Annotated in this window: 10 protein-coding genes; 2 read left to right on the plus strand and 8 right to left on the minus strand. The window is 63.2% G+C overall.

Annotation, left to right across the window (positions count from 1 at the left end; translation table 11 throughout):
- The first annotated feature begins 103 nt into the window (after window positions 1-103).
- Complete coding sequence (locus BC360_RS09825; protein WP_065795092.1) at window positions 104-2,275, plus strand: malate synthase G; 2,172 nt, start codon at window positions 104-106, stop codon at window positions 2,273-2,275.
- Between the two features lie 30 nt (window positions 2,276-2,305).
- Here BC360_RS09825 and BC360_RS09830 read toward each other — a convergent pair whose 3' ends face one another.
- Both BC360_RS09830 and BC360_RS09835 read right to left on the minus strand, forming a co-directional pair.
- Window positions 2,306-4,243, minus strand: a complete 1,938-nt coding sequence (locus tag BC360_RS09830) for a methyl-accepting chemotaxis protein (protein WP_065795093.1) — start codon at window positions 4,241-4,243, stop codon at window positions 2,306-2,308.
- A 268-nt stretch (window positions 4,244-4,511) separates the two neighbouring features.
- Window positions 4,512-5,201: a L,D-transpeptidase gene (locus tag BC360_RS09835; protein ID WP_065781634.1), complete on the minus strand. Its 690-nt coding sequence runs from the start codon at window positions 5,199-5,201 to the stop codon at window positions 4,512-4,514.
- Between the two features lie 184 nt (window positions 5,202-5,385).
- Here BC360_RS09835 and BC360_RS09840 point away from each other — a divergent pair, with 184 nt between their 5' ends.
- A complete protein-coding gene (locus BC360_RS09840; protein ID WP_065795094.1) occupies window positions 5,386-5,925 on the plus strand; it encodes an MmcB family DNA repair protein in 540 nt (179 codons plus the stop codon).
- On the opposite strand, the gene BC360_RS09845 is transcribed toward BC360_RS09840, so the two are convergent.
- The 6 genes from BC360_RS09845 to BC360_RS09870 all read right to left on the minus strand — a co-directional run bounded on the left by BC360_RS09845 (window position 5,926) and on the right by BC360_RS09870 (window position 14,099).
- The gene (locus BC360_RS09845) at window positions 5,926-6,510 is read right to left on the minus strand and encodes an ActR/PrrA/RegA family redox response regulator transcription factor (RefSeq protein WP_025425369.1); all 585 of its coding nucleotides are present in this window, start codon (window positions 6,508-6,510) and stop codon (window positions 5,926-5,928) included. It abuts the gene before it with no gap.
- An 83-nt stretch (window positions 6,511-6,593) separates the two neighbouring features.
- The gene (locus BC360_RS09850; RefSeq protein ID WP_065781637.1) at window positions 6,594-7,898 is read right to left on the minus strand and encodes an ActS/PrrB/RegB family redox-sensitive histidine kinase; all 1,305 of its coding nucleotides are present in this window, start codon (window positions 7,896-7,898) and stop codon (window positions 6,594-6,596) included.
- A 139-nt stretch (window positions 7,899-8,037) separates the two neighbouring features.
- Window positions 8,038-10,497: an ATP-dependent helicase HrpB gene (gene hrpB / locus BC360_RS09855; protein ID WP_065795095.1), complete on the minus strand. Its 2,460-nt coding sequence runs from the start codon at window positions 10,495-10,497 to the stop codon at window positions 8,038-8,040.
- Window positions 10,494-11,159 (minus strand): ATP-binding cassette domain-containing protein, encoded by a 666-nt coding sequence (locus BC360_RS09860; protein WP_065795096.1) that lies wholly within the window; start codon window positions 11,157-11,159, stop codon window positions 10,494-10,496. The genes hrpB and BC360_RS09860 overlap by 4 nt, the downstream gene beginning before the upstream one ends.
- Window positions 11,160-12,836: an ABC transporter permease gene (locus BC360_RS09865; protein WP_413813736.1), complete on the minus strand. Its 1,677-nt coding sequence runs from the start codon at window positions 12,834-12,836 to the stop codon at window positions 11,160-11,162.
- A 33-nt stretch (window positions 12,837-12,869) separates the two neighbouring features.
- Window positions 12,870-14,099 (minus strand): ABC transporter substrate-binding protein, encoded by a 1,230-nt coding sequence (locus BC360_RS09870; RefSeq protein WP_065795097.1) that lies wholly within the window; start codon window positions 14,097-14,099, stop codon window positions 12,870-12,872.
- Between the last annotated feature and the right edge of the window lie 397 nt (window positions 14,100-14,496).

Here is a 14,496-nt window from a genome sequence, read left to right on the forward strand (position 1 = left end):
TGGAAACAATTCTTAGCATCCTTGCTGAATTGACAGGGAATGAATTGGTGAGAAACTGCCGGCCTTTCACGCGCGCGAATGGCCTATTTTAAGGAGTTAGAAGATGGACCGCATTGAGAAGTACGGATTGAAGATCGATGCTGGTCTGCATGACTTTCTGGTCGACGAGGCGATGCCGGGCACGGGCGTCGATGCCGAGCGGTTTTTTGCCGCGCTGGCGGAGATCGTTCATGGCCTTGCGCCGAAGAACCGCGCCTTGCTCGCCAAGCGCGACGATCTGCAGGCCAGGATCGACGCCTGGTATCGCGAAAATGGTGCGCCGAGCGACCTCGAAGCCTATCAGGGCTTTCTGAAGGAGATCGGTTACCTCCTGCCCGAAGGCCCCGGCTTTTCCGTTTCGACAGGCAATGTCGATCCGGAGATCGCAACGATCGCCGGTCCGCAACTCGTTGTTCCCGTCATGAACGCCCGCTATGCCCTCAACGCTGCCAACGCACGCTGGGGCTCGCTCTACGACGCGCTCTACGGCACCGACGCCATTTCCGACGAAGACGGTGCGGAAAAGGGACGCGGCTATAACGCCAAGCGCGGCGCCAAGGTCATTGCCTGGGCGCGCGACTTCCTCGACGCGAGCGCACCGCTGGAAAACGGCAGCTGGACGGATGTCGCGTCGCTGACGATCGCCTCCGGCAGCCTTTCGGTAACGCTTGCAGGCGGAGCGAAGACGACGCTTCGCAATTCCGCGCAGTTTGCCGGCTATGCGGGTTCGGCTGACGCGCCGTCACAGATCGTTCTCCGGCACAACAATCTGCATGCCGTCGTCGTTCTCGATGCGACCACGCCGATCGGCAAGGATGACCCGGCCCATATTTCCGACGTCATTCTCGAATCCGCGATCACCACGATCATGGATTGCGAAGACTCCATTGCCGCCGTCGACGCCGAAGACAAGATCGTCGTCTACAGGAACTGGCTCGGCCTGATGAAGGCCGATCTCGAGGAAGAAGTCGCCAAGGGCGGCCGCACCTTCACGCGCCGTCTCAACGCCGACCGTGTCTACACGGCGCCGGGCGGCGGAACCCTGACCTTGCCGGGCCGCTCGCTGATGCTCGTGCGCAATGTCGGGCACCTGATGACGAATCCGGCTATCCTTGATCGCGAAGGAAACGAGGTGCCGGAAGGCATCATGGATGCGATGGCAACCGCGCTGATCGCGTTGCACGACATTGGCGAGGGCGGCCGCCGCATGAACTCTCGCGAGGGTTCGATGTATGTCGTCAAGCCGAAGATGCACGGGCCGGAAGAGGTCGCCTTCGCCTGCGAGATCTTCTCGCGCGTCGAGGCGGCGCTCGGCATGCCTGAGAACACCATGAAGATGGGCATCATGGACGAGGAACGCCGCACGACGGTCAACCTCAAGGAGTGCATCCGCGCCGCGCGCGAACGCGTCGTCTTCATCAACACCGGCTTCCTCGATCGCACCGGCGACGAGATCCATACCTCGATGGAAGCGGGCCCGATGATCCGCAAGGGCGACATGAAACAGGCTGCATGGATCGCGGCTTACGAAAACTGGAACGTCGACATCGGTCTCGAATGCGGGCTTTCCGGCCACGCACAGATCGGCAAGGGCATGTGGGCCATGCCCGACCTGATGGCGGCGATGCTGGAGCAGAAGATCGCGCATCCGAAGGCCGGCGCCAACACCGCCTGGGTGCCGTCGCCGACCGCGGCGACCCTGCACGCCACCCACTATCACCGGGTCAATGTCACCGATGTCCAGGCTGGCCTGAAGAGCCGGGCCCGGGCCAAGCTCAGCGATATTCTGTCGGTTCCGGTCGCAACCCGTCCGAACTGGACGGCGGACGAGATCCAGCGAGAGCTCGACAACAATGCGCAGGGTATTCTCGGCTACGTCGTGCGCTGGGTCGACCAGGGCGTCGGTTGCTCCAAGGTGCCTGATATCAACAACATCGGCCTGATGGAGGATCGCGCCACGCTGCGGATTTCGGCGCAGCACATGGCCAACTGGCTGCACCACGGTGTCGTCGCCGAGCGCCAAGTGGTCGAGACGATGAAGCGCATGGCCGCCGTCGTCGACGGCCAGAACGCCGATGATCCGCACTATGTCGCGATGGCCGGCAATTTCGACGGCTCGATCGCCTTCCAGGCGGCACTCGAGCTGGTGCTCAAGGGCCGGGAACAGCCGAACGGCTATACCGAACCGGTCCTGCACCGCCGTCGTCGCGAGTTGAAGGCCCGGCTGACCGCCTGATCGGGTGGCGCCGGGCTCGTGAAAGCCGGGTTAGAACTCCGCCCAGCCCTCGCTCGACAATGCGGTGTTGCCGTGTACCGCGGGCATGACGGGTCGCGCAGAGGAGGCCCTGGATCTCACGTCCACGTGCTGAGCGGTGGCGACGGAACGCGGGACGGTCCGTCGCCCTTCCGTCTGACGGGCGGCGCTGCTCTCTCCCGACAGTTGGAACCTCCCGATCAGGGCCCGAAGGTTGGTGCCCTCCTGGGCGAGGGTCGCCGACGCGGCGTTCGCCTCCTCGACCATGGCGGCGTTGCGCTGGGTCACCTGATCCATCTGGTTGACGGCGGTATTGACCTCGGCCAGCCCGACGGACTGTTCCCGGGCCGATGTCGCGATGGCAGCCATATGCTCATTGATGGTGATGACGTGCGCTTCGATCGTCCTAAGCGCCTCACCGGTGTCGCGCACCAGCCGCACGCCGCTCTCGACTTCCGAGCTGGAGCTGCGAATAAGCTCCTTGATCTCCTTGGCGGCTTTTGCCGAGCGCTGCGCCAGTTCGCGCACTTCCTGCGCCACGACCGCAAAGCCCTTGCCGGCCTCGCCCGCCCGCGCCGCCTCGACCCCCGCGTTCAGCGCCAAAAGGTTGGTCTGGAAGGCGATTTCGTCGATCACGCCGATGATGCTCGAAATCTGGCTGGACGACTCTTCGATCCGTCGCATCGCCTCGACGGCATTCGCCACGACGACGGCCGATTGCGTCGCGCTGGTCTTTGCTTCGCCCGCCACGTCACGCGCTTCCTCCGTCCGGCGCGAGGAGTTGCTGACATTGGCGGTGATCTGGTCGAGAGCCGCTGCCGTTTCCTCCAGCGATGCCGCCTGCTGCTCCGTGCGTTTCGACAGGTCATCGGCGCTCTGGCTGATTTCTCGTGTGCCCATACCGATATTGCCGGCGCTGTCGGCGACCGCGAGCATGGCATCGTTGAGCTGTGCCGCAGCCTTGTTGAGGTCGTGACGCAATTGCTCGAATTCTGCGGAGAAGGGTTCCTCCAGCCGCACGGCAAGATCACCGTCCGCCAGCCGCTGCAAGCCGGTCGCAAGACCTGACGTCGCCTGGATCAACCTCTGCTGCGCGGCCTGCTCGGCCTCAACCTGCATTCTCGTGCGTTGCGCTTCGCCATTGCGGCGGCTTTCCTCAGCCTCGGCCTGCAGGCGAAGGTTGGATCGGGCCGCTTCCCGGAACGACTGGATGGCGCGGGCCATTTCCGCGACTTCGTCCTTGCCGGTCACATCTGATCCGTCATCGTCGAGATGGCCGTCGATCAGTTTGCGCATCGCGCCGATCTGTTTGCCGAGCGGCCCGATCACCCCACGTGAAACAACCAGGTACGTTCCGGCAGCCAGTACGAGGACGAGCAGGATGATACCGATGCTGAGGGTGCGTATCGTCTCAAACTCACGATGCTGTTCCTGAAAGATCTCATCCGACAGGCGAACTTGCAGGTCGGAGATCTCCGAAATGGTCTCGGTCAAAGGATCGATGGTTTCGTAGAGCGCCGTCCGAACGAAACTGTCGAGCGCAGCCGAATCACGCTCGGACAGGATCTTGGTCAGCGTTGCGATCGAATCCATCGCGACCACCATCTGCTGCTTGGCGTTCTCGACGAGTTTGTGTTCCTCCGGCGTCATCGAGGTCGCGACATAGGCGTCCCAATTGGCGGTTATCACCTGCCGCGCGTCGTTGACCGAGGCCAGGCCGGTCTCCATCGTCTCGTTTCCGTTGCGCACCTTGTGCGCCGCATCGACGATCGAGACGGCAAATGCGTCCGAAGTCGCTTTCAGGTTCTTCAGCGGCACAATGCGGTCGGCATAGACCGCATCCATCGTCTCGCTGTTTTCGGCAAGCGCATGCTGGCTGTAGACGGCAATGCCGATCGCGATGAGTGACAACAGTGCGATCGCACCTACGAGCTTGGTCTTGATCAGCATGGCGGCCCCCTTGGCTAGGTCTCTCTTGGCCACACTTTTTAATTAATTAGATAACTCTTACTTAATGACGTGCTGAATTTCCGACCGAGTTGCGCGTTTTTTGAACAAATTATCGCAACGGAATCAGATGCCAGCCACCCTGATTTGAAGCGCGGGAAGCCGAGCAACTCTGCGTATCAATGTCGAGGGGAGACCGCGAGAATGCCCGGCCAACAAAAAAGCCGCCGAGGAACCCGGCGGCTTCTGATTGCATGCTGCTGGTCGCGTTTTACTGCTGAACGACCACGCGAGCGTTCTTGCCCGGACGAACGCGCGAATAGAGATCGATGATGTCCTGGTTCATCAGGCGGATGCAGCCCGACGAAGCGGCCGTGCCGATCGACGACCACTCCGGGGTGCCATGCAGGCGGAACAGCGTGTCCTTGCCCTGGTCGTTGAAGAGATAGAGCGCGCGCGCGCCGAGCGGGTTCTTCAGGCCCGGGCCCATGCCTTCTTCGACATATTTGGCCACTTCCGGCTTGCGCTCCGCCATTTCCTTCGGCGGGTGCCACATCGGCCATTCCTGCTTCCAGGCGATATAGGCTTCGCCTTCCCACGCGAAGCCGGCCTTGCCGACGCCGATGCCGTAGCGAACAGCCTTGCCGCCAGGCAGCACGTAGTAGAGGAAGCGATTCGGCGTATTGACGACGATCGTGCCGGGGCGTTCGCTCGTCGAATAGTCGACGATCTGCCGATGGAAGCGGTTTTCGACCCTGTTGATCGGAATGGCGGGCAGCGCGTAGCCGTGATCCTCAACTGCGCCATAATCGCCCGAGAAAATCTGATTCGAAGCGACCTGTTGCTCAACGGGAGCGGGCTCACCGTTTGCCGTCTCGGACTTGGTCGAGGTTGTCGAGCAGCCGGCCATGGCGAGTGTCGCCGCCAGGCTGCACAGGAGGAAGGCATTGCGGAAGCGCATAGGAGTCTCTTAAAATAAGAAGCGAAGAAAAAACTGGGTCGGCCCGACCATCAGTGACTCCGGTTATTTTCGATTAGATGCGGCTATGCAAGGGATTGCGTGGCAACAACGCGGCGGGAAAGTGTAAATTCCGTGACGCTTGCTTTTTTGCAACAAAAGTGGTGGCGGACGAGAGTCTAGGCGAATGACAATTCTCTCTATCCATGGCGACAACCCTCTCGTGGACGGTCGGCAATCGAATCGCGCGCTCATGGTGCGTCGCGGGGTTCAGCGGCTTTTTGCGGAATTGCGCCACTCGGTGCTGCCGGAATTGACGCTCGCCAGCGGCCGCCGTGCCGATCTCATATCGCTGTCGGCAAAGGGCGAAATCTGGATCGTGGAGATCAAGACGTCGATTGAGGATTTCCGCGTCGATCGCAAATGGCCGGACTATAGGCAGCACTGCGACCGGCTGTTCTTCGCCACCCATGGCGAAGTCCCGCTCGATATCTTTCCGGAGGATTGCGGCTTGCTGCTGTCGGATGGCTACGACGGACACATTATCCGCGACGCACCGGAACATCGGCTTGCACCGGCCACCCGCAAGTCGGTGCTGCAGCTCTTTGCCCGCACCGCCGCCCAGCGGCTGATGCTGGCGGAGTGGGCCGCCGAGCGCAACGGCGAGCTCGGCAACTCCATTCGCGATATCGTTTCCGGCTCCCGCGACGGGTCCGCCGAAGGCTGATTACTTCGGCGCGCGCTTGGCCAGAATGCGCTGCAGGGTCCGGCGGTGCATGTTGAGCCGGCGCGCTGTCTCCGACACGTTGCGCTCGCACATCTCGTAGACGCGCTGAATATGTTCCCATCGCACCCGGTCGGCCGACATCGGGTTTTCCGGCGGCTCCACCCGCTCGCCCTGGCGCTGCACCAGCGCGGCGAAGATGTCGTCGGCGTCAGCCGGCTTGGCGAGATAGTCGACGGCACCAAGCTTCACGGCATTCACGGCCGTTGCGATGTTGCCGTAGCCGGTGAGCATGATCATGCGGGTGTCGTCACGGCGGCTGCGGATCGCCTCGATCACGTCCAGGCCGCTGCCGTCGCCGAGTCTCAGATCGATGACGGCGTATTTCGGCGGGTTGCCTTTTGCCTTGGCGATGCCTTCGGCAACGGACTCGGCGATATCGACGGTGAAGCCGCGCGCTTCCATGGCGCGGGCGAGGCGTCGAAGGAACGGCGCATCATCGTCGACGAGCAGCAGCGTTCTGTCCGGTCCGATCAGTTCGGCGTCCTGGGCATGCGTGCTGGGCGAAGCTGTCGATTTTTCGGTCATTCTCGCAATCCTTGGGCGAAAATCGGAAGGTTTTCACTGAGATTATAGGTTTCCTGTCATGCGGTTCAATAAACAGCCAAACGTCATTTCGCCAGTTTCGTATCCATCAGGGCACGCGGCCATTCGACGCTGACCTTGGCGCCGGGGCGATCGGGGCCGCCGTTCTCGAAACGCAGGCGAGCGCCGGACCGCTCGAGCAGGGTCTTGGCGATGAACAGGCCGAGCCCCAGGCCGCCGGCACTGTCGTCCTTCTGCCTTCGCGTGACATAGGGTTCGCCGATGCGTATCAGAATGTCGGGGGCGAATCCGTCACCGTCATCCGCGATCGTCACCTTGACGTGTTCGGCCGTGTGTTCGACGGTAACGGTCACTTCCTGCTTGGCATAGTCGACCGCATTTTCCAGCAGGTTGCCGAGCCCGTAGAGGATCCCGGCGTTGCGGTTGCCGACAGGTTCCGCTGCCTTGTCACCCTTTTCGACGAGATTGATATGAATGCCGAACTCGCGGTGCGGCGCCATCACTTCTTCGATCAGCGAGGATAGCGGCAAAAGCCGCATGTGCTCTTCGCTTTCCGAGGACAGCGTCGTCAGCCGCTTGAGAATGTCGCGGCATCGCTCGCTCTGGCTGCGCAAGAGGTGCACGTCCTCACCGAAGCGCGGGTCGTCGCCGAGTTCCCGTTCCATTTCCTTGGCAACGACGCTGATGGTGGCAAGCGGCGTGCCGAGCTCATGGGCGGCGGCCGCGGCCAGGCCGTCGAGCTGCGAAAGATGCTTTTCGCGCTGGAGCACCAGTTCGGTCGCCGTCAGCGCCTCCGACAGTTCGCTCGCTTCAAGTGAGACGCGATAGGTGTAGAAGGCGGCAAAGGCCGTCATCGACACGATTGCGAACCAGATGCCGGCCGTCAGCACCCGCGGCATCAGCAAAAGCGTGCCGGGATACCAGGGCAGGGGGAACGGCGAGAAGGCAAGGGCGGTAACGCCGATCACTGCAAGGCCGGCAAGAACGATGCTGTGCGGCTTCGGTTGCGAGGCCGAGGAAATGATGACCGGGACGCACAGCAACGGTGCGAACGGGTTGGCGAGCCCGCCGGTGATGAAGAGCAGGCCGGTCAACTGCGCCAGGTCGAGCCCGAGAAGCGCGAAGGCGGCCGGCGGCCGCAAGCGGTGCGTCGGCGGAAAGCGCAGGGTGAGGTAGGTATTGACCAGCGCTAGTGTGGCAATCAGCACCAGGCAGGAAAGCAGAGGCAGCGGAAACTGCAGCCACAACGTCGTGATGATGACGGCGATCGACTGTCCGCCGACCGCAAGCCAGCGCAGGCGAATGAGCGTCTGCAGGCGCAGGCTTCTGTTCGAGGTCGGATCATTGTGTTCCAGCGCCACTGCCGTCATGCCTGCTCTTGTCCCATTACAGCGCCACGCGTCAAATCCGACGCGCAAAGGTCGCTGGCTTTAAATCTGCTGCATAATTTTCCCCTTAAATCGCTTCCGATTTAAGGAATTATGCAGTGGCCCCGTTCGGGGTGTTACCTCATGTACCACGCGGTTTGGCCCGTGTCGTCGGCGCGGCCTCTGCCGGGTTCTCCGGCCAGGGGTGTTTGGGATAGCGCCCGCGCATGTCAGCCCGAACATCTCGCCACGACCCCGCCCAGAAACCCGGCAGGTCGCGCGTGGTCTGGATCGGCTGCCGGCCGGGCGAGATCAGCTCGAGCAGCAGCGGCAACCGGCCGTCGCCGATAGTTGGATGTTTTTTGAGGCCGAAGAGTTCCTGCACCCGAATGGAAAGAAGCGGTTCGTCGCCGTCGTAGTGGATCGGATGCCGTTGCCCCGTCGGCGCCTCGAAATGCGTCGGCGCCAGTTTCGCAAGGTCGCGCTGCCGCTCGTGCGGGATCAGCGACAGCAATCCTTCGGAAAGAGCGCCGGCCTTGATGTCGGCGATGGCGGTGACGCCGTGCTGAAACGGAACGAACCAGTCCTCGAGCGTCGCAAGCAGGGCTGCATCGGAAACATCCGGCCAGGGCTCGCCGATCGAGCGATGCAGGAAGCCGATGCGATCGCGCAGCTGCATCGCCTCCTTGGAAAACGGCAGAACCGCCAGTCCAAGCTGGCGAACACCATCGGCGAGTGCCCGTGCTGCACTTTCACCGGTCGGTCTTGGAAGCGGCGCTTCCTCGAAGATGATCGCGCCCAATCTTGTGACGCGGCGCGCCCGCACCTGGCGGCTTGCCCGGTCGAAGACGCTTTGCTCCTCCCGCACGATCGCCTCGGGCATATGCGCCTCGACGTCGCCGCGCGAAAGTTCGGCTGCCGCAAGCACGCGCTGGCCGCCGGCGCGACCCGTCAAGTCGGCGATCACGAGCATGTTCGCTGCCGCAAGGCGCTCGGTCTCGGCGATCTCCGCCCCGCGACCGTTGGCCATCACGAACCGCCCTCGACCACCGCGCTGAAGCGCGATGCGGTCGGGGAAGGCGTGCATCAGCAAGGCGCCGGGCTGGACCGGCTCATTCGACCTTGGCGCCCCTTTGAGTTCCGCCGCCATGCGACGGGCGAGGTTGCGCGATGCCTCGGCGCGGTCGCCGCGCTCCTGGCGGAAGCGGCGCAAGCGATCCTCGAGATCGATGGCGTTGCCGCCGAGGCCTTGCTCCGTCAGCATGACCGCCAGCAGACAAGCTGCCTCGCCCTGGCCTTCCTCGGCCGCCGAAACCGCCATCGCCGCAAGGCGCGGGGGCAGGGCCAGATCGCGGATCTTGCGTCCCCTCGGTGTCAGCACGCCGGAGCCATCGAGCGCGCCGAGTTCGCTCAGCAGCTTTCGCGCTTCCTTGAGGGTGGTTTCCGGTGGTGGATCGATGAAGGCAAGCGCTGCGGGATCGTTGACGCCCCAGTGTGCCATGTCGAGCAGCAATCCGGAGAGGTCGCTTGCCAGGATCTGCGGCGGTGTGAAGGCGGCAAGCGCCGCGGTCTGGCCGGCATGCCAGAGGCGGATGGCGATACCCGGCTCCGTTCGTCCGGCTCGGCCGGCGCGCTGATCGGCCGACGCGCGCGAGACGCGCACGGTCTCAAGCCGGGTGATGCCGGTCGACGCTTCGAAGACCGGCAGTCGCTGCAGGCCGCTGTCGATGACGATCCGCACGCCGTCGATGGTGATCGAGGTCTCGGCGATCGAGGTGGCAAGGACGATCTTGCGCGTGCCTTTCGGCGCCGGCCGGATCGCCGCATCCTGCTCGTTCTGCGTCAGGTTGCCGTAAAGAGGAACGACTGTCGTATCGGCTGTAAACCGGTCGGCAAGCCGTGCCGCGGTTCGGGTGATTTCGGCCTGTCCCGGCAAAAATGCGAGGATCGAGCCCTGCTCGCTGCGATGCGCCTCGACGATGGCGCGCACGACGGCCTCCTCGACGCTCTCGCCGCCACGGTCCTGGTTTCGGATGTCGATGGGGAAACTGCGGCCCTGGCTTTCGATGACGGTGGCATCGCCAAGCAATCCTGCAACCCGCTCGACGTCGAGTGTTGCCGACATGACGATGATCCTGAGATCGTCGCGCAGCGCGGATTGAACGTCGAGCGCCAGCGCCAGGCCGAAATCGGCGTCGAGCGAGCGCTCGTGAAATTCATCGAACAGCACCGCCGAGACGCCCGCCAGCTCCGGATCGTCGAGGATCATGCGGGCAAAGACCCCTTCGGTTACCACCTCGATCCGGGTTTTTGCCGATATCCGGTTGTCGAGGCGCATGCGGTAGCCGACGGTTTCTCCCACTTTCTCACCGAGCAGCTCAGCCATGCGGCCGGCCGCCGCCCGGGCCGCGAGCCGCCGCGGTTCGAGCAGGATGATCTTGCCGCCTTTCAGCCAGGACTGTCCGAGCAGGAAGAGCGGCACGAGCGTCGTCTTGCCGGCGCCGGGCGGTGCCGAAAGCACGACGGAGCGGGCCCTATCGAGTGCCGCGGCGATCTCAGGCAGGACCTCGCGAACCGGCAAGGCAGGCAGGGTAAGCGTCACGCTTGTGTCTCCGCTCCGATATGAATGAGCACACCACCGGCCGCAACCGCATCCGCTCGGTCGTGGGTCACAAGGATCGTCGGCAGGCCGGCGGAGCGGGCCTTGGCAAAGACCAGTTCGCGTGTCTGCTGACGCAGCGCCATGTCGAGCTTTGAAAAGGGCTCGTCGAGCAGCAGAAGGCGCGGCTCGGATAAAAGCACGCGCTGGAGGGCGACGCGCGCTTTTTGCCCACCCGACAGGGTCTCTGGATCGCGATCGAAGAACCCGCCGAGCCCGACCGCAGCAAGTGCATCCTCGGCCAGACGGCGCCTGATGTCGCGGCTCTTGATTGCCTCGGGAATGGCAAAGACGATATTGCCGCCGACGGAGAGGTGCGGAAACAGCAGCGGGTCCTGGAAGAGAATGCCGGTGTGGCGCTGCTGCGGCGGTGTGCCGATCAGATCGTCCGGCCCGAGTAGAACTGCGCCGCTGGCGACAAAGGCCGGGTCGAGAAACCCGCCGATATAGGCAAGCAGCGTCGACTTGCCGGAACCGGATGGGCCCATGATCGTCAGCACGTCGCCGGGCATCACCGTCGCCGAAATGGAAAGCAGTGCCCGGTCGCCGAGCCGGATCGTCACATCGGACAAAGTCAGAGGCGTCGTCTTGCCTGGTGTTTGCATTCAAATCCTCATTGCCCGTCGGTGGCGGAATAGCAATTGCGGCACCAGCGATGCAACGAGAAAACCCAAGAACGGCAACAGCGCCTGCAGCAACGCATAGACGCCGATGACGCGCCGATCTCCCCCGGATGAAAGCGCCACGGCCTCGGTGGTGATTGTCGTCACCCGTCCGGCGCCGATCAGCACCGTCGGCAGGTAGAGGCTGACGGAGACTGCAAAGCCGACGGCAAATGCCGTCAGGCAGGCGCGAAGCAGCATCGGCAACCGGATGGTCAGCAGGATCTTGAATCGCGACTTGCCCAGTCCCGATGCGATCTGTTCGTAGCGACGGTCGAGCGCCCGCCACGGCGGTGCCAGCGACAGCAGCACATAGGGCAGAACGAAGACGAGGTGCATGGCCGCAACGGTGGCAATCGATGGCGAAAGTCCGGCCACCACTGTCAGGACCTGCAGTCCGAACACGAAGGCGATCTCCGGGACCAGCAACGGCAGGAAGACGGGAAGCCAGCGATCGGCGGAATTGTTGGCGCTACGCGACAGCAGGCCGATGGCAATCGCAAGCGCGACGAGCGACGACAGCAAGCCGATGGTAACGGTGGTTGCCAGAGGTCCGGCGAGCTCCGCAAGGGCGCGTCCCCATACTCTGAGTGTAAGGCTTGCCGGCAGACTATCCGGAAAAGGCCATAGTCCTGCGATCGACCACAGGGCGAGCAGACCGAGACCGGCGAAGATGAACGCCGCAGACAAGGCCGTTATCGCGGCCGCGGCCAGGCGAAGAAGTCCATCGTCGGACAGGCGTTTTCCCGAAGAACTCAGGCGCCGGTGGCAAAGGCGCCCAAGCCGTTCGACGCCGATCCAAGTCACGATCGCGAACAGGCTGAGCGCAAGCTGCAGCACCGCGCCGGCCGAGGCGAGGAAACGGGCGCCGACGTCGTCGTCGGCCAGCCATTGGGCGACGCGCACCGGCAACGTCGGCGGCAGTCGGGGCCCGAGGATCATCGCGACGTCGACCACCGAGCTCGAATAGACCAGCACCGCGAAAACCGGCAGCCGGATCTGCCGGTAAAGCAGCGGCCAGAGCGCGACGACAAAGCCCGGGACCCGGCCATAGCCGAGTGCCGACATCAAGCGTCGCGCATTTGCCAATGGCAGCTGCGGCAGCGCGGCCAGCATCACCAGCAGCAGAAAGGGGATCTCCTTGCCGACAAGGCCGGATATCATCGACAGCCCGAGCGGATCGTTCGGGATGAGCCAGTCCGGCGGCCGCAGGAAGCCGGTGAGTTCGGGAGAAACAAGTCGCAGCAGGAAGCCGGACGGCGCGATCAGCAAGGCGATGGCAAATGCGGATGCGGCGTGCGGAACAGCCAGCAGCGGCGAAAGCAGATGCTTGATGAAGGCAAACGGCCGCGTGCCGGCAAAGCCGGCGACAAAGGTGGCGACCACCACCAAAGCGAGGAGCGTGCTGGTCAGCCCCGCCGCCAGACTGATCATGGCCGAGCGCAGGATATGCGGTTGGGTGGCCAGCTCCTCGAAATGGCCGAGTGTCAACTCGGTACCGCCGAGTGCCGGCAGGTAGCCGAAGGCCGGGAGCAGGGAGCCGGCCAGGCCGGCGAGCACCGGCAGGCACAGCATGACCGCCAGACCGGTGCCGATGCCCCGCCGCAGGGCGTCCCTCACAGGGGTGTCCGTCGAGAGTGTCGGCGCTCGCGGTTAATTGGCGGCGCCATATCGACGGATCCATTCGGCCTCGATCCGCACCATCCAGTCGGGATGCGGTTCGTCGAGGGCCGGGCCGAGCCGATCGGGCGGCAATGTCGCGACGCCGAGATCGAGGGCGGCAAAGGCGGCCCGGTCCGCGTCCGACAGTTTCGGCATCGCCAGCACTGTCGGGTCGCCCCAGAAGCGGGCGTCCTGTTTGCGCAACTGCGCTTCCGGGGAGAGAAGGAAATCTGCAAGCAGCAGCGCGCCCGCCTTTGCATTGGCATTATAGGGAATGGCGACAAAATGGGTGTTGCCGAGGGTTCCGCCGGAAAAGACGAAGGAGCGCACGCTGTCCGGCAGTTCGCCATTGGCGATCGCGGCCGAGGCTTCGGCGGGATTGAACGCGAAGATGATGTCGAGTTCCCCGTCCGCCAGCTTCTGCTTCATATCGGGATAGTTCTGCGGATAGGCCTTTCCCTTGCGCCATAAGAAGGGCGTCAGCTGGTCGAGATAGGCAAAGAGTGGCTCCACATCCGTCTGAAAGGTTGTCTCATCCACCGGCTTCAGCAACTTGCTCCGGTCGTCGACAAGCTCGATCAACACCTGCTTTAGGAAAGACGAGCCGATGAAATCCGGGGGCTGGGGATAGGAGAAGCGCCCAGGATGAGCTTTTGCCCAGGCAAGCAGGTCTTTTGCCGAATCGGGCAGCTGCGCGGTCGGCGGCGTGCGGGCCGAATCATAGAAGAAAACGAGTTTGGCGCCGCCCCAGGGGCTTTCAAGCCCTTCCGTCGGCACGGTGAAATCGGTGAGGATCGTCGGCTTCGTCTCGTGGTCGACATAGGCCCAGTTCGGAAGCCTTGTTGCCCAGCCGGGGCTAAGCAGCAGGCCCTGCCGCTTCATCGCGGCAAAGTTCTCGCCATTGATCCAGATGAGATCGACGGTGCCGGCGACATCCTTGCCCGCCGATTTTTCCGCAAGCACACTTGCGACCGCCTTGGCGGTGTCGTCGAGTTTTACATGCACGACATCGACGCCGTAGCGCGCCTTCATCTGTTCGCCGGCCCAGGCGATATAGGCATTGATATTGGTCGAACCGCCCCAGGCGTTGAAATAGACCGTCTCGCCCTTGGCTTCCGCGACGACGGAGGCCCAGTTATCGATGTCGATGGCAGCCGCCGGGCTGGCAAGGCCGATTGTGGCGACGACCGCCGCTGCCCATCGTCTTGCCCATCCGATCATTCGCACGCTCCCCCCGCATTCCGTGTTTCGGCGCGAAGGTAAGGCAAGTGCCGGTGACGTCAATGTGCGCCATGGACGCCAACCGTCACGTTTCGGTGAAACGCCGCCCGCCCGGATTTGGGCCCGCTTGTCGTGAAAACGAGCAATTTGCCCGCGGAAAGTCGGCTTCTGTCGACGTACTTGAAGGGATGGGATCGTGAGTGCTGGTGTTTCCGCGGTTCGCGACTTTAGTTTTTGCCGATTTGGCGATGGTTCTGGTTTGGGTGTTTTGCTGGCCGGGATTGGTCTGTTGATAACTTCCGTTTGAATTTGTTGTTTGTTTTCAGTTGGTTGTTCGATCTTGTCGGTTTTTTGAAATTGTCTGTTGACGTCTGTGAGGATGGGGGTCTATAAGCCC

Source organism: Ensifer sp. LC163 (assembly GCF_001695855.1).
GTDB lineage: Bacteria > Pseudomonadota > Alphaproteobacteria > Rhizobiales > Rhizobiaceae > Ensifer.